This is a genomic window from Methanobacterium formicicum (assembly GCF_029848115.1).
In the GTDB taxonomy this organism is placed as follows: Archaea; Methanobacteriota; Methanobacteria; order Methanobacteriales; family Methanobacteriaceae; genus Methanobacterium; species Methanobacterium formicicum.
Genome location: NZ_JARVXG010000037.1, coordinates 1 through 22,834 on the forward strand (window position 1 = coordinate 1; position 22,834 = coordinate 22,834).

Annotated in this window: 12 protein-coding genes; 7 read left to right on the forward strand and 5 right to left on the reverse strand. The window is 32.8% G+C overall.

Annotation, left to right across the window (positions count from 1 at the left end):
• Positions 1–75 precede the first annotated feature (75 nt).
• Genes QC759_RS03485 through QC759_RS03495 form a run of 3 tightly spaced genes read left to right on the forward strand, consistent with a single transcriptional unit; the run spans position 76 to position 5,458 of the window.
• Complete coding sequence (locus QC759_RS03485) at positions 76–252, forward strand: hypothetical protein (protein ID WP_243687944.1); 177 nt, start codon at positions 76–78, stop codon at positions 250–252.
• A complete protein-coding gene (locus QC759_RS03490) occupies positions 249–2,651 on the forward strand; it encodes an AAA family ATPase (RefSeq protein ID WP_048073253.1) in 2,403 nt (800 codons plus the stop codon). Before QC759_RS03485 ends, QC759_RS03490 begins: the two co-directional genes overlap by 4 nt.
• 47 nt (positions 2,652–2,698) lie before the next feature.
• On the forward strand, positions 2,699–5,458 hold the full coding sequence (locus QC759_RS03495) for a DEAD/DEAH box helicase family protein (RefSeq protein ID WP_048073252.1): 2,760 nt from the start codon (positions 2,699–2,701) through the stop codon (positions 5,456–5,458).
• 29 nt (positions 5,459–5,487) lie between these two features.
• Here QC759_RS03495 and QC759_RS03500 read toward each other — a convergent pair whose 3' ends face one another.
• The 5 genes from QC759_RS03500 to QC759_RS03520 all read right to left on the reverse strand — a co-directional run bounded on the left by QC759_RS03500 (position 5,488) and on the right by QC759_RS03520 (position 16,055).
• On the reverse strand, positions 5,488–6,963 hold the full coding sequence (locus QC759_RS03500) for a hypothetical protein (RefSeq protein ID WP_048073251.1): 1,476 nt from the start codon (positions 6,961–6,963) through the stop codon (positions 5,488–5,490).
• A gap of 81 nt (positions 6,964–7,044) precedes the next feature.
• A complete protein-coding gene (locus tag QC759_RS03505; protein WP_048073250.1) occupies positions 7,045–10,002 on the reverse strand; it encodes a type III restriction-modification system endonuclease in 2,958 nt (985 codons plus the stop codon).
• 9 nt (positions 10,003–10,011) lie between these two features.
• Positions 10,012–11,979: a site-specific DNA-methyltransferase gene (locus QC759_RS03510; protein ID WP_048073249.1), complete on the reverse strand. Its 1,968-nt coding sequence runs from the start codon at positions 11,977–11,979 to the stop codon at positions 10,012–10,014.
• A 67-nt stretch (positions 11,980–12,046) separates the two neighbouring features.
• Positions 12,047–12,790, reverse strand: a complete 744-nt coding sequence (locus QC759_RS03515) for a DUF4391 domain-containing protein (RefSeq protein WP_048073248.1) — start codon at positions 12,788–12,790, stop codon at positions 12,047–12,049.
• A gap of 13 nt (positions 12,791–12,803) precedes the next feature.
• Complete coding sequence (locus QC759_RS03520; RefSeq protein WP_048073247.1) at positions 12,804–16,055, reverse strand: helicase-related protein; 3,252 nt, start codon at positions 16,053–16,055, stop codon at positions 12,804–12,806.
• Between the two features lie 269 nt (positions 16,056–16,324).
• On the opposite strand from QC759_RS03520, the gene QC759_RS03525 reads away from it, so the two are divergent.
• From QC759_RS03525 to QC759_RS03540, 4 genes are all read left to right on the forward strand, one after another.
• Positions 16,325–16,732, forward strand: coding sequence for a DUF365 domain-containing protein (locus QC759_RS03525; RefSeq protein WP_048073246.1), 408 nt, complete (start codon positions 16,325–16,327; stop codon positions 16,730–16,732).
• A gap of 7 nt (positions 16,733–16,739) precedes the next feature.
• Positions 16,740–17,252, forward strand: coding sequence for a DUF1802 family protein (locus tag QC759_RS03530; RefSeq protein ID WP_048073245.1), 513 nt, complete (start codon positions 16,740–16,742; stop codon positions 17,250–17,252).
• A 13-nt stretch (positions 17,253–17,265) separates the two neighbouring features.
• On the forward strand, positions 17,266–19,005 hold the full coding sequence (locus QC759_RS03535) for a DUF262 domain-containing protein (protein WP_048073244.1): 1,740 nt from the start codon (positions 17,266–17,268) through the stop codon (positions 19,003–19,005).
• Positions 19,006–19,130: 125 nt separating this feature from the next.
• Positions 19,131–22,826 carry an AAA family ATPase gene (locus QC759_RS03540; RefSeq protein ID WP_052659996.1) on the forward strand — a complete coding sequence of 1,232 codons (3,696 nt, stop codon included), beginning with the start codon at positions 19,131–19,133 and terminating at the stop codon, positions 22,824–22,826.
• Positions 22,827–22,834 lie beyond the last annotated feature (8 nt).

Here is a 22,834-nt window from a genome sequence, read left to right on the forward strand (position 1 = left end):
GCCGGCAATGGTGATGGAAATTGAAGGCATGGAAGGGAAATTTATTTTAATATAATGGAGTATGGGGGACGAATAATGAATAAAGTTCCTAGGTCAATTCTAGAGGAAATCCAGGAAGAAACCCATCAGAAATTAAAGGATAATGAAGATTTTGATTCTGAATTAATATCAAAACTTAGAAAATTAGATATTTATGATTCTATTCCAAATGAACGAAAATTAATTTCTATTTTACGAGGTGAATCCCCATGAGGATACAGGAACTGGAGATCTGTAACTTCAGAGGGATAAAAGAATTAAAACTTGAACCCAATGGGAATAACTTCCTAATTTCGGGTCCCAATGGTTCAGGAAAAAGTGCCATTGTGGATGCAGTGGACTTTCTTTTAACTGGTGATGTCTCTAGGATGAAAGGACCCGGAACCAAGGACATCAAATTGAAAGAACACGCACCCCATGTGACTTCAGATTTGAAGGATTGCTGGGTTAAAGCAGTAGTTGAGCTTTCAGGCATTGATGAACCAGTGGGAATAAAACGTGAGATGAGCAAACCTCGAGATCTTATCTGTGATGATGAATATGTTGATTTTCTAAAACCTGTCCAGGAATTAGCTTCCCGGGGGCAGCATGTATTAACCAGGCGTGAGATTCTTAACTTTGTTACCGCTGATGCCAATAGAAGGGGAAAACAAATACAAAACCTGCTTAAGATTAATGAAGTAGATCTTACCCGTCAAAGATTGGTCAAAGTTCGAAACCAGTTAAGAAATGAATTTAAAAATGCCCAGGGAAATCTGGAAACCTCAAAGACTCATATAAATAGTACGGTTGATACTGATACATTTGATGAGGATGTAATTCTCAATTTTGTAAATGAAAATAGGAAAATATTGGGTGGTGGACTAGTTAAGGTGCTTGATTCATCCACTGTTAAGTTCGACCTTCAGTCCCCAGATATTGGCTCTGATGAGAGAATCAATCTGGAGTTACTGGAAAAAGATCTTGAAAACCTTCCAGATGCTGATTTTAAAGAAGAAATAGGGTTGTTACAATCTCAATTTAAAGAGTTGTATGATAAGATTCAATCTGATAAGACTAATCCTAAAGATCGACTCGTTTTAACTCAGTTAGGTTTGAAATTAGCAGGAGATACATGCCCCTTATGTGATACTTCCTGGGATTCTGATGAACTGGAGATGCATCTATCCATAAAGTTAAAAAAACTTCAAAAAGTCCGGGAAGATATCGAAAGGTTAGAAGAATTATCTACTGAGATATCCTACCAGGTTAAAAATAAGTTGTCCAGTATTAGTGAAGTACTAAAGGCAAGTAGGGTGTTAGGATTAGACACAGAAACCTATCATCTGATGGTTTGGGAAGAGAATCTTTTAAGGATTGAGAAGGTTCTGGACTCGGATAATTATCAAGGTGAACCATTATCCCCAGCCATGGATCTTCAGGAAATAGGTAATCGAATATTTAAAGTGGCAGACGAACGTTACGAAACCACTTCCCCAGAGCAAACTGCCTGGGATAAACTCAGCCGATTGGAAGAGAACCTTAAATATTATGAAGAAAACCTTGTGAAAAGAGAAGAAACTGAAAATGCACTCGGTAATGCTGAGGCACTTCATGATGCTTTTATCAAAAGCAGGGATCAAGTCCTGGATGAATTATACACTAGTATTAAGGATCGTTTTGTAGAACTTTACAGGCAACTTCATGGTAGTGATGAGGAAAACTTTGATGCTTTACTGACATCATCTGGTGCAGGAGTTGACTTTAAAGTAAATTTCCATGGCCAAGGAAACCACCCTCCACATGCACTACACAGTGAAGGGCATCAAGATAGTATGGGAATCTGTTTATACTTAGCCTTGGCTGAGCGTCTGACACAGGGATATATTGACCTCATAGTCCTGGATGATGTGATGATGAGTGTGGATGCACCTCACAGGAGACAAATCTGCCATCTTTTAGCTGATTTCTTTAAAGGAAAGCAGTTTTTCATTACCACTCATGATCAGACGTGGGCTAGACAGCTGAGACTCGAAGGTGTGGTGAGTTCTAAAGGTATGGTGGAATTATACGATTGGCAGATTGATTCCGGACCTAGAGTGAATTCACAGGCTGATATGTGGAATGCCATAGACAAAGATCTAACAAGAAATGATATCCCTGCGGCTGCTGCTAAATTAAGGAGAGGTTCTGAAGAATTTTTCCGATCGGTATGTAATTCATTAAGAGCAGAAGTAAAATTCAGGGATAATGGCCAGTATGAATTAGGTGATCTTCTACCCCCTGCTCTTAAGACTTACAAGAATTATTTGAAGAAAGCAAAAAAAGCAGCAAGATCATGGGATGATAATGAAGAATATGATAGATTGGTTGCTTTAGAAAAATCGTCTGGTGAAATATTCAGTCGAACTAACTCTGAAAATTGGGCTGTGAATGCTAATGTTCATTATAATAAATGGGCTGATTTCACTCTTTCAGATTTTAAACCTGTAGTTGAATCATTTACTGATCTTTATTCTGTCTTCAAATGTGATAAATGCGAAGGATTGTTGCATGTAAATGTAAATGCAAACAAGGTTGAAGCTGTTAGATGTAACTGTAATAGTTTTAATTGGAATTTAAAGGGTAAATAGGTGAAAAATTTACATGATTCTTAAATAATATTCTCGAGGTTTTAATAGTGAAAAATAAATCTTACTATTATAATGAATTTGATTTAAAAGAAGAATTTTCGAGTTTATCATCTAAAACTACTGAACAATTCCAAGAAGATGCTATAAACAAGTTAACGGATTGGTTCAATCAGAACCATAAACCTTATTCAGGAGGTGTTTTAGCAATACCTACTGGCGGAGGTAAAACCTTTGTTGCTAGCCGTTTTCTGAGTTTAGGACCACTTTCAAATGGATATAAAGTCTTATGGTTAGCTCATACTCATCATCTTTTAGAACAAGCCTATACAACAGTTGGCGAAGAAATTGGTCACACCAATCCTTCTAGAGATAAATTATCTTTAAGAGTTGTTTCAGGAACTAAAAATCATTATAAAATGCGTGATATTAGCGAAAATGATGATATAATTTTTGCAACCCTTCAAACAATTACAAGATCATACAAAAAAGAATTCAAACATCCAAGTATTGAAAAATTTTTAGAATCTACAGATGGAAAATTATTTGTAATTTTTGACGAAGCTCATCATGCCCCTGCTTATACATATAGGCAGTTGATACTTTCCCTTAGACAAAGATTCCCAAAAATGCATATATTAGGAATGACTGCAACCCCAACCAGAACTGACGTCAAAAAGGGAATTTCTAAGACGGAAAAAGAAAAATTGGAAAGAATTAAAAACGTTCAAGATGGCAGACTAAAAGAACTCTTTCCACAAGGGAATCTGTATAGAATTAGCATGCATAATTTAATTGCTTTAAATATTCTAGCAAAACCTATTTTTGAACCGCCAAAATATACCAACTACGAAGTTGAGATTACTAATGAAGATTTAAACAAATTAAAGAATAATAATAAAGTTCCGGAACATATAATAACTAGATTAGCTTCATACGCCCCTAGAAGTGAGTTTATTGCAGATACCTATGCTCAAAATCAAGACAGATATGAACAAACAATCGTTTTTGCAGACCGCAGAGAACAATGCGTTCAACTATGTGACTACCTTAAAAAAAAGAATGTGAAAGCAGGTTATATTTTCTCACAGGGAAAAGAAGAAGGTGGAAGCTTTCAAAGAACAGATGAAGAAAACAGGAAAGTGTTGGAAGACTTTAGAAATGGAAATATAGATGTAATTGTAAATATTCGGATGTTAACAGAAGGAACTGATGTTCCTAAAGCTAAGACTGTATTTCTCACTCGTCAAACTCTTAGTGAAATTTTAATGACACAAATGGTAGGAAGGGCATTAAGAGGGCCTAAATTTGGTGGGAAAAAGAATGCATTTATTGTACCGTTCATAGATGACTGGAAACACAAAATTTTATGGGTGCCCCCAGAGATTGTGAAAGGTGAAATTTCGGTTACTCCCCCACCTCCACCACCACCTGTTGTATTGGAATTTGTATCATTTGAAGCAATTAAAAAAATATCTGATGAGTTATATACAGGAGATTTCATCTTTGAATCCTATTTGAAAAAATTTATTCCTATTGGATGGTATCAAACTGAATTTAAAGGAACAGAAGACAGTGGGGATAATACCATAACATTAAGGGATCTAGTAATGGTATTTGATCAAGAAAAACCTTATTTCGACAAATTCATTCAAGAACTTAATAAACTTGACATAAGTAACTACAGGAGTCCAGATACTAAGTTTAAATCTAAAAAATCTGAATTGAGAACTTGGTATGATACCTTCTTCAGTGAAATAGAAGAACCTGATGATAATGATTTGAGAAATCTTTTCAATATTACAAGTCATGTTGCTCAAAATGAAGTCGAACCAATCTTCTTTGAATTTGAAAATAGAGAAGCAAATGATATGGACGCTCTAGTTGCTAATTTCAGTTCAATGAATCTAAAGATGGGCGAATTAATTGAAAAAGTGAAAAATGAGTTCCAAAGAAGCGATCGTTATTGGAATTCAATATATCCTAATGAAGATCAGTTTTTAAAACATTTCTTAATCCGTTTAGTAGCTTCAGAAAAAGAAGAAGAGAAAGATAAAGATGATAAATTTATTAGCTCAAATGAATTTACTGAAAAGACTGAACTAGAAAAACTAAAGAGTATAGATCTTAATATTCGAAAAGAAGCATGTGATAATTTATTGTCCATTGGTAAGGATTGTGAATTAAAAGAAGAAACAATTGAAGCCGTTTTTGATATTTCTAGAAGAGATTCTGAACAAGAAATAAGACAAAGCGCTCAAAATACTCTTAATAAAGTTGAACGGAAATTATTACCCGTTGAAAGAAGTGAAATCATTAGAAGAGATGGTGATGCATGTTTATGTTGTGGTGAAAGAAATTATTTGCAAATTGACCATATTAAACCAAAATGGATAAAGATTGATAATTCCTATGAAAATCTGCAAACATTGTGCAAATTTTGTAATGGTTTGAAGGGAACCAAAACTATTAATTTCCTTGAGAATGAGACTAAACTACACATTAAACCTTCAGAACCTCCCTCTTTTAAAGATATTTATTATATGGATCGACTTAGCGATGTTACAAATCTAGAACTATGGAAAAAGATCCTGAAAAGACAAATAAACTTTTTTTATCAGTGCAATGCAGTGGATTCCGTGAACATCGGTAAAAGAGGATATAATCTTCGTAATTGGGAAATCAGATTATATTCAGGAAATGATCCTGATTGGATTAAAACTCATCTTGATTATTTGGCTAAAGAAATACTCTTCCTTAGAGATCGTTATAATCTTAAGGGGCCCAATATGATAAAAATCGTTGATTAATAACACCAACAAAAAAAACTTTCAATAGTTTAAATATCAAAATATTTAATCAAATCCTCTTTTAGACCAGATCTTTGCACTTGAGACATTGATTGTTCTTTTAGGATAACTGTAAACTCATCAGCTAATTCTTGGAGTAAGCGTTCCCATAATACATAGTAATCATGGTTAAAATTAATGGTTTTAATACCGGTAGTATCATTTACACCCTGCTTCAGTAAATGAGGATTTAAACTACTAATAATTTCTTCAATAACCTGGTTTAAGAAAACTTCATCCATCTTAAGATAGCATGCATCACTATGATATTGGCTGATACTTTCCATTCTCTTCCTAAGAATAGAGCGTGCATTTGAACATAAATCAACTATATATTCTTCAGATATTTCAAATAGTTCATCAATGTCTTCTTTAGTAATAAAATCCTTCTTGAAAAGAGATTCAGATTTATAGTGGGTTAATATGGGGTTCTCCTTATATTTCTCTACAAGATATAGTAAACTAGAAACTGGTAAGAAAGATAATTTAATTCCCTCTGTCATTTCCTGGAATTGAGTAACATATTCTGGAATTTTTTCAGGGAAATCCGGTGCCACAACCACCATATACTTAACATAATCTTTATAAGCTCCCATTAGTTGGTCCTTACACATATCAGTACAGTAATTCTTTAAATTTAATAATTGAGGGTCTCTAATTGTTCCAGAATGGGCTGCCCTGCAATTAATAACCACAATATAAGGTTGTGGTGCATAGGTACCAAGGACTAGAAGATCCCACCCTTCCGTGCGTCTATTAAAAATAGTTTCATATTCAAGTAACTGGAATGATTCATTTACCAGGGTTTTGAAAACCTTTTCTGGTATTTCTCCATATTTTTCCCGGGCTAGAACTGTATTCTTAGTGGAGATTTCCATTAAATCTGATTTGAGATCATTTAGGATGTTATCGATATTTCTGTCATCAGAAACAACAATTCCATCCTCTTTTTTTCTTTTATCCACAATTTCCATTAAGACATCTAATTTTTTACCAGAAATATGATTAGGTTGGGTGTTTAACTTATCTTGACAAATTAATTCACCAATCACTGCGGGGTAGTGTTTACAAAATGGTGATTGTCCTTGTCTAACCCGGTAGATATAATCTTTGCATTTACCATCACAGGTATAGGAAAAATCATCTGTGCCTAAATTATAAATTTTTACATTTAAACTATCTACAGAGGCCAGGATCAAATCATCAGTACAAGATTCTATCTTCACTGCCTTTCTTAAAACAAAATCTTCTGAATCTTTAATTTTAGCAATCAGCTTAGCTTCTTGTAACTTAGTTACTATTGTATCTAGTTCAGAAGGTGATAAAGTTAGATTTTCAGCTGCGAATTTGACTAGTTTTTGTTGTTTGAGAGAAGAATATCCTTTTAAACCGTTATGTTTACAGATTTCTTTAACCTCTTTCATGGTGATGGTTTTTAGTAGATCTTCCCGGTTAGATGTTGACATATTTCATGATATATGAAATTAATACATAAAAACATTATAGATTTGATTTTGGTAAATAAAATTAAATAAAAAAAGAAAAAATTAGATATTTTCAATAAAGCTATTGAAATTATCCACGGCTTTGAATTCAACGTCCTGACTTAGTGCTTCAAAGTGCTTTTTACCACACTTTATTTTGTCTGCTTCAGTTTGTCTTAATGATCCAATGTCAACATTTCCCTTAGTTTCCAGGACAAAGTATAACTTTTGTTCACCCTCTTTATCTAAAAGCACAGCCCAGTCAGGATTATATGATCCCAAAGGAGTTGGAATTTTAAACCATGGCGGAAGTTTAGCATATAATATAATATTTTCATCTTCCTCAAATCTTTCTGCAAACCCTTTTTCAATCTCAGAATCATATATAACATGGTCGTAAACTGAACGTTCACTTTCTAACATATTTTTCGATAAATAACCAAAGAGTTCAGTTTCGTTAAATAATTCTTGGGCATAATATTCACTATCCCCAATTTTGGTGTATTTAATCCCATCCACTATCATATGATTCATTTGAGAGGAAATAATCTTTAGAGTATCTTCCATATATTGTTGAGGATTTCTCTTAAATTGCTTTAATGTATCACTTTTAATTAAGATATCCACCAATGTTCTACGGGTTAAATAGGTCTCATTTTGTAAAAAGGTTATTATATCCGGTAATAATATCTCATCTTCTTCAGAATGAACTACTCCATGCTGTTTTTCAAATGATTCAATACCTTTACCTTTGATAAGTAATCCGGCTTTAGTATAAATGAGTTTAGGTGTTTTAACATCTAAATTCTCGTCCATGGCTTTAGAACAGTTATTAATTAGTTCTTGGCTATCGAAATCAACGGCATAGGTGGTTTTATATTTGATCTTATCCCAGAAAGCCTTGAATTCCTCACTTAAATAGACTTGCTTATTTATCTTGACTTCTTTTTTATCATTAAGGTTTTTAATATCTAGTTTCTTGGTAAGTTTACGGGCCGCAGCTTCAATATCTTCTTTGAATTGTTGGTATTTTTCAGGAATTTCCACGGCTTTCTGTTTTATGGCAATCTTTAATTCATCCTGAACCTTACCTTTGGCATCAATATAACCTTTATCTTTGAAATGATTGAATATCTCCTCCGAAGCCTGACTTCCCAGGTGCTCTAATTCGCCCTTGTCATTTTCAAAGCTGATACTGGCAAAGGTATGTTTTTGAATGATTCCGAATTTAATTCCTTCATCATCCTCAATTTCTTTTTGCAGGGTCTTGGCAAAGTCTTCATAACTTTCATTGGCCATGACTGTGAGGGTGTTAATCTGATTATCCTTGATTCTTTCCCCTTCCTGATTTACACATAACCTTAAACCTCTTCCAATTTCCTGTCTTTTTTTGATGGTGGATCTAGTTTCATTTAAGGTACAAATCTGGAATACATTTGGATTATCCCAACCTTCACGTAGGGCTGAATGAGAAAATATGAATCTGAGCTTACTATCAAAACTTAAAAGCTTCTCTTTATCTTTCATTATCAAGCTGTAAGTGTCATCATCAGCTAAGGTGTTTCCCCTAGTGTCTTTAAGGACTCCTTTCTTATCCTGGGAGAAATAACCATTATGAACTCCATCCGCAGGTGTTTCTAAATCTATTTCTTTAAGTAAGGTGCTGTATTTTTGTTTACTGATTACTTTCTTGTATTCTTCTTCAAATATTTCAGCATAAATTCCTTTTTGAGGATTGCCTTCCTCATCATAGTAACGGTAATTAGCCACTTTATCGATAAAGAATAGGCTTAGAACCTTTATACCTAAAGGATTTAGTTTTAACTCCTTGTTAAGATGTTCTTCTATGGTTTTACGGATTTGTTGACGTTTAATAAGTAAATCATCAATATCTCCTACAGGCTTTCCAATGGCGAGAACATCCTCTCTATTGGTGAAATCTACATATTCATTTCCTTCTTCACAATAGATTTCATTGACTACATACCCTTCATAGATTTCCCTATTTCCGAGTTTTCTAGAGGAAAGATCATCACCCTGTTTTACAGTGACAGTTTTCCGCTTAGTTTTACCTTTATTGAAACTATCTATCTCAATTTTAGCAGTGATAGGTGATTTCTTATTGTCCACCGAGACTAATTTTAAATAAGCTTTATTATGATAATCAGCTGATTCAAAGGAGGCTACTTCAATTTGCTTAACCAACCCCTTATCATAGGCATCAATGGCATCCAACTTATATACTAAGTTGTGAATTTCTTTATGGGTTGCTGAGTATTGTAAAGTACAAAGAGGATTTAAAGAAGCGATTGCTTCCTTAGCTTTGACAGTTGCTGAAGTGGATTGAGGTTCATCAATAATAACTATAGGATTAGTTTCTTGGATCAGTTCAATAGGCTTCATACCGCTTAATTTATCATTTTCGCGGTGAATAATATTAGCTTTGGTTTCTTTGGTAGGATCAGTGAAGCTTCTACGGAAAGCGTCAATATTAATAATCATTATTTGAATATTGCTGTTAACTGCAAAGTTTCTGACCTGTTCCAGCTTTTGACTATCATAAATAAATGAATCATAAATTACATTATCATATAACCCTTTGAAATGATCCCTGGTCATCTGGATGGCCTTATAAACTCCTTCTTTAATGGCTATGCTGGGAACTACAATAATGAATTTGGTAAAACCATATTTTTTATTTAGCTCAAATACTGTTTTAAGGTAAACATAGGTTTTTCCAGTCCCGGTTTCCATTTCAATATCAAAATTAAGATTATTGGGACTTAAAGTTTCACTGGGAGCTAAAAAATTCTGTAATTGAACTTTTTTAAGGTTTTCTAATATGTCATCGTTACTGATTTCTAATCTATTTCCTATACCTTGCCCAGCATCATAAAGACCAACTTGAACACCCGGAACAGTAAAATAGGATTGCATGGAATTTTGGCCTTCAAATAAATCCACAATAGCCGATATAGCTTCATCCTGATATTCTAAATTAGGATCAAATTTAAGTTTCACTTAAACCACCTATATTGTTACAAATTCCTCGATTCCATTTGTTTTAAGAGTTTCTTTGATGTTTGTCTTGTCACTATCACTGGCAAAACCATTATCCTTAAAGACGACACGCATGACTTCAGGGGAAAGATCATCTTTTAATTTAATGATTTCAGAAGCTAATGTTGATGTTAAATTATCATCTAAACAGACGATTAAGGCCCCAAATCCGATAGAATAGAATTTTTTATCTTTGATCTGATATTCTTCAATTGGTAATGTGAGATCAATTCCATACTTGAGCATTATTTCATAGACTAAATCAAGTTCGTTGCGGCCTGGAACGAGATTTTTTACACTATCTAATAAAGTCTGTTCTAGATTATCGTATTCAGGATCCCATTTGGATAAATTAGATGAATCAAGTTTGAAAACTTTAAATCCAATATCTAAATTATTATTAGTTTTAGAATCTAGTGAAGTTTGGCCATTTTGATTCATTTCAGAAACAATTTTATCTCCTGCTCGTCGAATACGTTCTTTACCAATCTCACAGATATTCTCGTAACCTTCTTTATAAGTATCATCGTTTTTATCAATTTTTTCCGGTAATTGGACCATTATAAACTTACGATTACCCCCATCTTGAACATTTAATTGCATTAAGGAATCTGCAGTAGTTGCAGATCCTGAAAAAAAATCTATTACAATTTCATTTTTTTTAACCCTACTAATTATTGACAAATATTTAATTAATTGAGTTGGTTTTGCAAAATCAAAAGGTATTTTCAGTGACTTTAATTCTTGTGAGGCTTTAGAATTCATAGCATCTTCAATAATAGTTCCCGGAACTACTTTACTTTCTTCTTGAGACTTATAATATTGCTTTGTAAAGATGTTCCACTGTGATTTTTCTCCATTCTCATTAATAAGTGGACTATTTTTAGATTTTTTGAATACTAAATTTTTTTTCTCAATTAAATAAGAATCTGCAGACCATCGCCAAACTTTATCATCTCTAGTCTTCGGAACAACTTTTTCACCGTCTTTTTTAATTTTAGGAAAAATATTTCCAGGAGGAATAGCCAAAGACCCATCAGGACATTTAACATAATATCTTTGGTTTTTACATCCTCTTAGAGGATCTAATGATCCTTGGAACAATCCGCTGGTTTTATATTTTCCAATTTCATCCTGATTTTTGAATTGTTTTATATAATTTTCATTTTGAGGAAAAACAAATCCTTTATTTAAAGACACATTTTTAGTATAACAAAGAATATAATCTATAGATGGACTAACAAATTTTCCCATACTACTGCCCTTTTTCATAACTCTTGAAAACACAGCGACAAAATTTTCTTCCCCAAATATTTCACTGGAAATCTTCTTAAGGTTATCTATCTCATTATCACCAATACTTATGAAAATAACGCCATCATCACTTAGTAAATTTCTAGAAAGTCTTAAACGTGGATAAATCATATTTAGCCAATTTGTATGATACCTTCCACTAATATCTGAATTATTTGAGATTTTTTTTAGATCGTTATCAACTTGGCCAGTTATTTCTAAGTAATTTTGCATGTTATCATGGTAATTATCTGGATAAACAAAATCATTACCAGTATTATAAGGCGGATCTATATAGATCATCTTTATTTTACCATAATAACTCTTCTGAAGCAATTTAAGAACTTCAAGATTATCCCCCTCAATATAAAGATTCTCAGTTGTATCCCAATTCTTACTTTCCTCTTTACACGGCCGTAAAGTTCCTGTTGAAGGAGTTTGAGCAAGACGTAAAGCCGCAGACTTACCTTTCCAAGTAAAATTATAACGTTCATAATCGTCTTCTGTATATTTTCCTAAAACTTCTCTTAGTTTATCAAAATCAATTTTATCTTCAGTTACAATTTCGGGAAATAGTTCTTTTAGCTCGGAAACGTTTTCTGAAACTATATCTAAGCTTTCCCCATTAAGTTGAGTCTCTTGCATTGTGGGCCTCCTTGATTTCAGTATAAATTATATATTTTATATTTAAATTAGCACTGATTTTCTCCATTTAATTCAACCTACCCCTTAATCTTTCCCTTTTATCCTTTAAAATTTTAATTTCCATATTAAATTCAACAATACGATTAAATTGTGTCTCTTTTTTTATTTTTCCCTTAATAAGTTCTATTTTATTATTAATATTATTTATCTCATCATAAATATTCTTTAATTCATAAACTCCAATATCTGAAGATATAGTGGAAATTTTAGAAACATTATAACGAATTATATTCTCAATAATGCAATTATAAAAAGTAAGAAAATTAGTGAAGTTCAAATTCTTCAGTTTAAGGTCTTCAAATAATGCAATATCATTTTCATCTAAATTATCAAGATCAATCCAGTCGGTGAAAATAAATTCATCAATAGTATTCTTACTTTTGTCTGCTTTGTTAAATCGCATGTGACCCGCAAATAAACGAATCTCATTAGTTTTTTCAAATGATAGAACCATGGGGTATGGAATGGTACGCATTACTATCTCTGCTATACGCTTAGTTTTACTTGGAGATCTTAAATTGACACTGATGAACTCAACTTCATTATATTCCCTAATATCACTGCTAAATGGTTTTATATTGGTATTTTCAGGTTTTAGGGAGTAATCCCAGATTATGCGATTAATATTTTTGGTAAAGATATCTTTATCAGCTTTACTCATACTGGCATTTTCAAAAAAGAGTTTTTTATGTATCTTATTGCCTACTTCACAGTTTTTGGGAATTTCGATAAAATCTGTTAATTTAGACACCTAAACACACCTTTTATCTTAATATAAGGAATGTTACGAGTTCAAATTCTTCCAGTCCAGTTCTGGTATTTTTAACTGGGGATGTGCCACCTCTATGAAATAGGCTGTTAACCCCAATTTCTTCTTTTTTACCCAAGATGTTATCAATACAATCTGCTAGTAAATCCGAATACAATTGCATGTCCTGCCCATCATTGGTTTCTTGATTAAACTCATTGACTAATTCCAGCAAAACCTCTTTTTCCCCCAAACAAAGCTTCTTATAATAATCAAGTATCTTTTTAACATGGAGATAACTTAGTTTTACTTCACCATCATTAGTGATATATGTCAAAAAGAAGGGATATAATGGGTTCTGGTCTTTGGTCTTACCAAATCCTTTAACTTGCCTTAAAGTGAAAATAACACCTGGTTTAACGCTTTCTTTTAGAGAATCGTCAATTTCAACTATGGAATAAATGCCAGTGGGTGCTTCTTCCAGTTCTTGACGGTTTTCTTTCATATATTCCATAAGATCAATCTTAAAGTCATTAAAGGTAAGATCTGTAATTGAAATACCGCCAGAAACATCTTCTAAATCTATTACTTCCTCTTGAAGTCGTGTTAGCTGTTTTTTCCTGTATTCCAGGTCATTCATTTTCTTTTTATTGCCATCTTCAATGATGTTTTCTTCGCCCGTAGCTGACACGTCAACCATAACCATACGGTTTTCAACACGGCCTTTGAGTTTAATGTATTCATCTAATTCCATGTTGGGCCAGAAATTCACCAGTTGAATTTCATCATTTATGGAACCGATACGATCAATACGACCAAAACGTTGAATAATACGGACAGGATTCCAGTGAATATCATAATTAATAAGATAATCACAGTCCTGGAGGTTTTGACCTTCAGATATACAATCAGTTCCTATAAGAATGTCTATTTCATCTTTTAGTTTACTGTTAATTTTGGCACGTTCTTTGGAAATTGGAGAAAAATTAGTTAAAATATTGTTAATATCAGTAGCTCCAATCCCTTTAAGGGTTGTTTTGTTCTCATCAGAACCAGTTACCAAAGCAGTATATAAATTATAATCATTTAAAGCCCATTCAGATAAGTTTTCATATAGATATTTGGCTGTATCTGCAAATGCTGTGAATATAACTATTTTTTTGTTATTATCATTTATGGGGTGATGTAGTTTATGGTGAATTATCTTTTTTAAGTCTTGAAGTTTAGCATCACGACCAGGGGTGATTTGACTAGCTTCACGTAGAATATAGGTAAGTTTTTCTTTATCTGCAACCAAATCCTGTTTCCATTTTATGAGGTCCATGTCTTTGAAAAGAACTTTCTTTTTCTTTCCAAACATCATATCATCATATTCTTCCTCATCCGGATCAATAAGGCTGATATCTACAGTAGGATCAAAGTTAATATCGTTAGTTTCAATTTTTTCGACTAAATAAGATATTTTATCCAGCAAGGTAGCTATGGTAAGTTTAAACGAATGAATGGAACTTTCCATACGTTTCAACATGTTAATTCGCATTAATTCCACTACTTGCCTTTCGCGATCAGTTTGCTTGAAAACTGCGTGACCTTCACCCACCAACATATCATATTTTTCACTGTAAGCTTCACGCTTATCAGGCAATAAATACTCTAAAGGAGAATAAATAGCAAGTTTTAATCTCTTAATGGAACTGTTAACCTCTTTAAGAGGTGGGAATTCATGTTCAGTATCTATATCAGAATATTGATTTATGGGATTTTTGCGAATTGGGAATCTTCCAACTTCATCTAAGTTGTAATATTTTTCAATATGTTTTCGAGATCTGGCAATGGTTAGAGTATCGAGCAACTTAAAATAGTCTAAATTCATCATATCAACGAATTTTTCCCCGGTTCTTTCTTCATCCTCCAATTTAGACCATGCATTGAAAACCATCTGGGCATTACTCAAAACTTTTTGAACACTATCCAAACCTATATCTTCAAATGCATTATCCCGATCTTCAGTTATGAAAGAAATTTGATTCTTTATATCATTCATCCGGTTGTTTACAGGAGTTGCTGAAAGCATGAGGACTTTTGTTTTCACCCCTGATTTGATAATATCATTCATTAATCTTTCATAACGAGTTATTCGATCTTTAAAGGAAGGATTATTTCTGAAATTATGGGATTCATCAATGACAATCAAATCATAATTTGACCAGTTAATGGTTTTTAAATTAATTTCTCCTGAAATTCCATCATACCGACTTAAGTCAGTGTGATTTAAGACATCATAATTAAATCTATCTTCTAAAAATAGGTTTCGAAGGTCATTTTTGGTGTAAATAGTCCAGTTTTCCCTTAACTTCTTTGGGACTAACACTAAAACTCGATCATTTCGAAGTTCATAATATTTAATCACAGCTAATGCAGTGAAGGTTTTTCCCAAACCAACACTATCTGCTAATATACATCCATTGTGTTTTTCCATTTTGTCAATGGCACCAATAACGGCATCTTTCTGGAATTTATAGAGTTTATTCCAGATTTGAGTCTCTTTAAAACCAGTTCGTGTTTTAACAATATTTTCTTCAGTTAATTCATCAAGATAATCTCTGAAAATGTTATACATAGTCACAAAGTAGATGAACTCACCAGGATTCTCTTTATACATCACCTGCATCTGTTCTAGGACTTTTTGTTTCACATCATCAACCAGAGATTTATCATCCCATAGTTCATTGAAGTTTTGCAGATAATGGAAAGTAGCTTCTTTGCCGTACATACATGAGTTAAAATCAGAACGATTAGAAGGTGTGATTCCCAAACCATCAGTTGTAAAATCAACACTCCCATTTATTAAAACGTTTTCTTCAGGATTCTCGATATAAACCATTCTTGGCTGGGCTGAGTTAATGTTTTTAAAAGATTTAATTTGAGCTTTATCTTCAAGCCATTGAGCACATTCACGGGCAATATGGCTTTGTTTCATTTCATTTCGAAGTTTAATCTCAAATTCATTGACAAAAAGGTCTCTTTCAAAATTTTTATCAATGTAATATTCCCTATACTGTTCATTATCATTTTTAAGAAAACTAGGTTTAGTAAAAATAAATCGCATGTCATCAATTTTATTGAGTTCATTCCTTAACTCATAATAGGCATAAATGGTAAAATAAGCAGAAATTATTGAAAGCTTAGAACCTTTTTGGAGGTTTTCTCTCAATTCCTCGTGTACAGTTCCATTTTTTTTGTTATCTAACATTTTTGGTGCTTTCAAACTTTCACCTTCAATTAAAAATGTTGTTTAGAGATGATTATGTTACTATTGTAAAGTAATATTAATAGTAATCTCATATGATATATAAATGGAATGGTCCCTTTAAATTCATTTCAAAGGAACATAATAAAGTATCATCAATCTAACAACGTTATTTCGAAATATTTCCTTAATCCATCATTTAAAACAATTCAATACTAATCTGAGAAGCTATTTGCAGAAGTATGTATTTTATATTATAATGATCAATAATAGTAGGAGGGGTTAATATGAAAATAGTAGCTGTATCACATCCAATACCAACTGAATATGCAGAACGAATATATGACGATGGAAAAACTGTCTTTGTAGGTAAATCTTATTTAGGTAAGGTTTCTCCAGGAGATAAATTCATTATCTATGAATCTCACGGGGCTAAAGCCTATACTGGCTGGGCAGATATTGTATCCATTGGAAAACAAACAACAAACACCATCACCCGGAAGTATGGTGATAAATTAATGATTACCAAAGAAGAATTTCAGGAATATGTTAAAGGTCGTCCTGAAATGAATGTTATTGAATTTGAGAACTTCGAAAAATTCAATAAACCAGTAGTTCCTAAGCGTTTCGTTGCAGTTTCCGGCAAATACATCTACGAGGATGAATTTAAGACAATAACTAAAAATAAAGGTTGAGGATATAATGGATTCAACCAATAAGTGTCTTAAAGAATGGAATGCAACTATTGAAGCTTTGGGGCAAGGAAAACAAACTATTCTTATTAGATCTTATGGTACTACTTCTGATAGTTTTCTTTTATATCCCACTGTAAGTTATGCAAATAAAGATAATTTTTTAGAAGGTTTCAAGCCAGAGCATCAATCTTTTGTAAAAGAAAATGCACTTCCCAAAAAGGATGGGAATAAAGTTGCAATTAAATATTATGCAACTGTTGAAAAGATTTTCGAAAAGTCTCCTTCTGCTATTTCCAGACTTCAAAAAGATTACATCTGGACCAGTGAACACGTTCGCAATTATCTTAAGGGTAAAAAAGCACAGGTATGGGTTTTGAGGGTTTATAAATTAAAGGAACCATACATGGCTGAACCTACTCCTGGTGCCATTAAATATGCTAATTTGAAGGAAAAAGTTTCCTTAGACAATATCAAGCCTGTACTTAGTGATGAAGAATTCTCAAAAGTTCTTGAAATTTAACAGGATGAGTTATATGGATGATAATAACATCGAAGCAAAGGAAGTATCAGTTGGGGAACTTTTTAGCCCTAATTTCATGTTTAAAATACCTATTTATCAAAGAAATTTAAGCTGGGGCAGTGAAGACTTTGATTTACTCTTTGAAGATATTTATGATGCTATGAATAATGGGCAAAATCAGTATTTTTTGGGTTCCATTTTGCTTCAAAAAACTGATACAAAGAAATTATATGAAATAGTAGATGGTCAGCAAAGGCTTACTTCCTTAGCAATTTTATTAGCAGTTTTAAGGGATTATTCTGAAGATAAAGATAAAATCAATGAATATCTCTATCAAAAAGAAGATGAATATAAGGATATACCTGCACAAATTCGCATTACACCCTGGGCAGATCTAGATGAAATATTTCAAAAATATGTTTATTCGATAGATGGTACAAACTTATTTTTAGAGAAATTTAATCAAAACCAAATTAATTATAAAGATACACAAGATCCTTATTATCACATTTATGAAGGTTTAAAAACTTTCAAATCTAAATTAACAGATATTGATACCACTAAATATTTGAAATACCTACTTAATAACGTATATATGGTTCATATCATTACTAACACATTTGAATCAGCTTATCGTCTTTTTAATGTTTTAAATGCTCGTGGAGTGCCATTAAGCACTTATGATCTTTTAAAAAGTGAAAATTTAGGTGCAATCCAAGATAATAATAAAAGAGAAAATGAAGCTCTTAAACTTAGGAATATTGAAAATACATTGGGCCTTAAAGAGCTAGACAAAATAATTGGTTTCATAAGGACTATTAAAACACAAGAAAAAGCTAAGATTAATGTTTATGAAGAATATAGGGGTCTTTTTGATAAAGAACTTCTCGAAAGAGGGTCAAATTTCATTAATTGTTTAGATTCAACGTCGAATATTTATCATAAAAAGATTTTAGAACCTGAAATTAACACAAATCCTCAAGATCAAAATGCATATAAAACAATTATCCAACTCATGACGAGGTTTATACCTAATTCTGATTGGATTCCTCCATTAATTGCATTCTATGAGAAATTTAATTCAGATAAAGATTTGCTTGAATTTACATTACTTCTTGAAAAAAAGGTTTTAGTTGAGTGGATGGCAAGTTTTTCTCCAACTGAACGAATTACAAGCCTTAATAAAATCATTAAATTAGTTGATATTAGTAATTCACCTGAAGAAACAATAGACAAACTTCTTTATTATAAGCCAAAAGATGTTACTCGAGGTAGGGCAAGGGTTTTAGATTTTAGTAATAAAGAAGAAATTCAAGCTATAATTACTAATAAATTAAACGATCCTCAGTTATATTCGATTTTTGGTGGTAAATTAGCCAGATACATTTTATTACGTTTAGATATGGAACTTTGGGATTTAGCAGCTTTTCATGGATATAATGGAATGATCACTGTAGAACATATCCTACCTCAAAATCCGTCTAAAAATAGTGAATGGCCTACATTATTTACAGAAGATGAAAGTAGTGAATTTACAAATAAACTTGGAAATCTGGTTCTTTTAAGTGGTAGGAAAAATTCACAAGCCAGAAATTTCGATTTTAATAAAAAGAAAGATGTTTATTTCGCTAAAAAAAGTTCATCTTTTCAAATTACCCAGAAAATCCAAGAATATGATAATTGGAACCCCAAAAATTTTAAAAATAGGCATGAAATGTTAATTAATAATTTTTTAGATATTTTTTTAGTCTGAAAATTATTCCTAATTTTTTTTCTAAGATTAGTTCTTAATCCATATTTACTGCAATTATGAAAATTGTTTATGAAAAAGTATAAATTAAGTACCAACAAATTCTCTAACGATAATAATGAGGGGGTTTGTTTCTGAACGACGAAGATGTTAAGTATCCAACTCTTCACCTTTCACTTAGGGTTCCTTGGCACGATGACCAATGGAAGGGTACAGTATGTAAAAAGCCTATACTAAATAATTCATGTCTTATTTTAGAAAGAATAGCGGATACTAGAAATGATCCAAAAGAAGATTCATTAGCGGGCCAATCAATTGAAGAAATAAAACCTCATGAATGGCCATCATGTATTATCGAACGCGGAACTTTCATGGCTGATTTCGCCTACTCACGTACAGTAAAACACCCTTATGCTAAATCTTCACGAGAAACACACGGACATTTCAAAGCTACTCCCCTTTTTGTACCCAGTTACACTGCATCAGGAGTTCCATTCCGTTGGATGCTCAAAGAAAACTTTGAATATTACCAGAAAAACTACTTTTTAGACATGAATCTTGATTGGGAACCGGAAATGAAGTTCAAATCTTCCTGGACCCAAGCTTATGAAAATCAAAAAGCATTATTAGATTGCTTCTTTGAACATGTAGAAGTTGAAAAATCCCTCTGTTTCTTTTATGCTAAACGAGTTCCCTTTAATGAACAATCTGGAAGAGTAATTGTAGGAGTAGGGAGAGTAAAAAACATTGGAGATAGTGTAGAATACGATTATAAATCTAAAAAACCCCTTCGAGGATTAATATGGGAGAGAAATATAAAACATAGTATTCGTCCCGACTTTGAAGATGGTTTCCTCCTACCATATCATCAAGCTATAGAATATATGGATGAAAACCCGGAATCCGATTTTAACCCTGAAAATATCACTGTTTTTGCACCTGAAGGTCGTCAATTGGAGTTTTCCTATGCCACTGAACACGTAACCCAAGATGGAGCCATAGAAACACTACTTGCTTGTGAAAAAGCTTTAAACAAAGCTAAAGAATATTTACCAGGTCCCTGGAACCAATGCATTAAATGGATTGACGCTCGTCTTGGCGAACTTTGGAAACTAAGAGGACCCTATCCAGGTTTAGGGTCAGCATTATGTGCTTTTGGGATAGATTTAAGTAATTTTGTGGCTAGTTCAATCACCAGTAATCTACCTGAAACTGTCGATCCTTGGGATAAAGTAGATGAAGTTTTCCAAGATCCCTCCAGTCATCTTCCTCAAAAAATAGCGAGTCAAATTGGCAGAAATCATCAAAAAGCTTGGGAAAAAATAAAAAAAGAAAGAAAAGACCTCCTGAAACTTATTAGTCGTTTTGAATTATCACCTGAACAAGCTGAAATTATTTATGACTCCGATAAAAGGGCAGAATTAGGCTTGGAATTTTCAGATATGGATATACTTAAAAATCCTTATTTAATTTATGAATTAACAAGACATTTAGAAGAAAAAGTGAGTTTCCAAACTGTTGATCATGGTATATTCACTGATCCTAATATGCAGTCTATGTTTCCATTACCTGAACCCTCTTACATTGACACTGGTGTAGATGAACGTAGAGTGAGATCTTTAGTCATTGACATTTTGGAAAAAGCTATTAACGAAGGCCATACCTTACTTCCTCAAGGAGAACTCCGAAAGAGAATATCAGAAACCCCTATTCAACCACCTTGTAACCTTAAAAAAGATATTTTTGAAGTAGTTGAAGATTTCTTTGAAGGTGTAATTACCAAGGTGGAAATGGCTGATGGAACACCAGCATATCAACTAAATTATCTGAACCAAATGGGCGAAAAAATCCAAAATACTGTCCTCAAAAGGTCAAAGGCTAAAAGGAATAAAATAGATGCCGATTGGAATGCATTGCTAGAAGAAAAATTATGTTCTTGGGATGAAATTGAAACAGACGATCGAGAAATAGAAAAATTAGCCCGTAAAGAAAAAACCGCAGCTTTAAAAGAGTTATCCGAATCTAGAGTTTCAGTTCTCATTGGTCCTGCGGGTACCGGTAAAACCACATTACTATCAGTTCTTTGTAATCAACAAGATATTCAAAATGGTGGAATTCTGTTACTTGCACCTACTGGCAAAGCTAGAGTTAAGTTAGAGCAGGAAATGGCTAATCCCAATCTAAAAGCATTTACCATTGCCCAATTTTTAACGAAATTAGGAGGTTATGACTGGAAAACCAGCCGTTATCTTCTTCCCACTAAACCACCTCAACATTTCGGTAAAACAGTAATCATTGATGAATCCTCTATGCTCACCGAAGAAATGTTAGGTGCAGTTTTAGCATCAGTAAAAGGAGTCCAAAGATTAATTTTAGTAGGAGATCACAATCAACTACCACCTATTGGTTCTGGAAGACCATTTGTTGACATTGTTAAACGACTAGAACCAGATAATTTTTCTGATCCTGAAATTAAAGTTGCCCCTGCATTTGCTGAACTCCAAATTGTTCGCAGGCAGGATGGAGGGGATCGTGATGACTTATCACTTGCTAAATGGTTCTGTGGATGTCAGCTTGAACCTGGAGAGGATGAAATATTTGACTTAGTAACCGGTTCAAAAGAATCTCCCAATATACGATTTATTCAATGGAATGACCCCGAAGAATTACAAGATATAATTTTAAACACACTTCTAGAAGAAATCAAAGAAATTAATGATTTTAAGGACTACAATGGTTTCAATGAGTCTTTAGGAGCATATAAAAACAACAAAAATTACACTGAATATTCTTCTGAAGGTGCAGAATCTTGGCAAATTCTCTCACCCAATAAAAACTGGCCTTATGGAGTTGTAAACCTTAACCGTTTAATCCATAAGAAATTTAGGGGAGGATTAATCTATCATAAAAAAAATAAATGGGATGCCTTAAATCCATTAGGATTTGAGGAATTAATAGCTGGAGATAAAGTAATTAACGTTTTAAATCACGTTAGATATTATTATGATCCTAATACTCATAAAAAAGAGAAAGGATATCTCGCTAACGGCGAAATTGGTATTGCAGTTCGTGATTATAAATTCGGTTTAAATGTCGAATTTTCATCCCAAAAAGATGTCACTTATGGTTTTGCAGCATATGAGTTTAGTGAAGAAAACACAACTTTAATAGAATTAGCATATGCCTTAACAGTTCACAAGGCCCAGGGCAGCGAATTTAAAACTGTTTTTTTAGTTTTACCAAATCCTAGTAGATTATTATCTAGAGAATTATTGTACACGGCCTTAACTCGTCAAAAAGAGAGAGTTATAATTCTTCATCAGGGTCCAGCAGTAGATCTTAAAAAATACACTGATGATATTTGGTCTGACACAGCTCGCAGATTCACTAACCTATTTGAGAAACCATCAATTATTGAACTTGACAACAGATTCCTAGAAAATCGTTTGATCAACATAACTAAACGCGGAGAAGCAGTTAGGTCAAAATCTGAAGTAATTATCGCTGATCTATTGGATAGTAACGAGATAGATTACACTTATGAAGAAAAATTAGATATTGATGGTGTAATTAAATATCCTGATTTCACTATTCATGATGATGATATGGGTGTCGATTATTATTGGGAACACTGTGGAATGATGCAAAACCCTAATTATGTCCATCGCTGGGAGAGAAAACTTCAATGGTACAAAGATAACGATATTTTACCTTATGAAAATGGTGGGGGAGAGAATGGAACTCTGATAGTAACTTATGATAGTGAAAAAGGAGGAATTTCTTCTAAGGATATTGATGAGCTTATTTCAGAAGTTCTAAAATAGAAGAGGGG

Excerpts from the sequence above, each read along its gene's own strand:
- QC759_RS03510 (WP_048073249.1), bottom strand. The coding sequence starts at position 11,979 with ATGCAAGAGACTCAACTTAATGGGGAAAGCTTAGATATAGTTTCAGAA.
- QC759_RS03535 (WP_048073244.1), top strand. The coding sequence starts at position 17,266 with ATGGATGATAATAACATCGAAGCAAAGGAAGTATCAGTTGGGGAACTT.
- QC759_RS03500 (WP_048073251.1), bottom strand. The coding sequence starts at position 6,963 with ATGTCAACATCTAACCGGGAAGATCTACTAAAAACCATCACCATGAAA.
- QC759_RS03490 (WP_048073253.1), top strand. The coding sequence starts at position 249 with ATGAGGATACAGGAACTGGAGATCTGTAACTTCAGAGGGATAAAAGAA.
- QC759_RS03485 (WP_243687944.1), top strand. The coding sequence starts at position 76 with ATGAATAAAGTTCCTAGGTCAATTCTAGAGGAAATCCAGGAAGAAACC.
- QC759_RS03525 (WP_048073246.1), top strand. The coding sequence starts at position 16,325 with ATGAAAATAGTAGCTGTATCACATCCAATACCAACTGAATATGCAGAA.
- QC759_RS03530 (WP_048073245.1), top strand. The coding sequence starts at position 16,740 with ATGGATTCAACCAATAAGTGTCTTAAAGAATGGAATGCAACTATTGAA.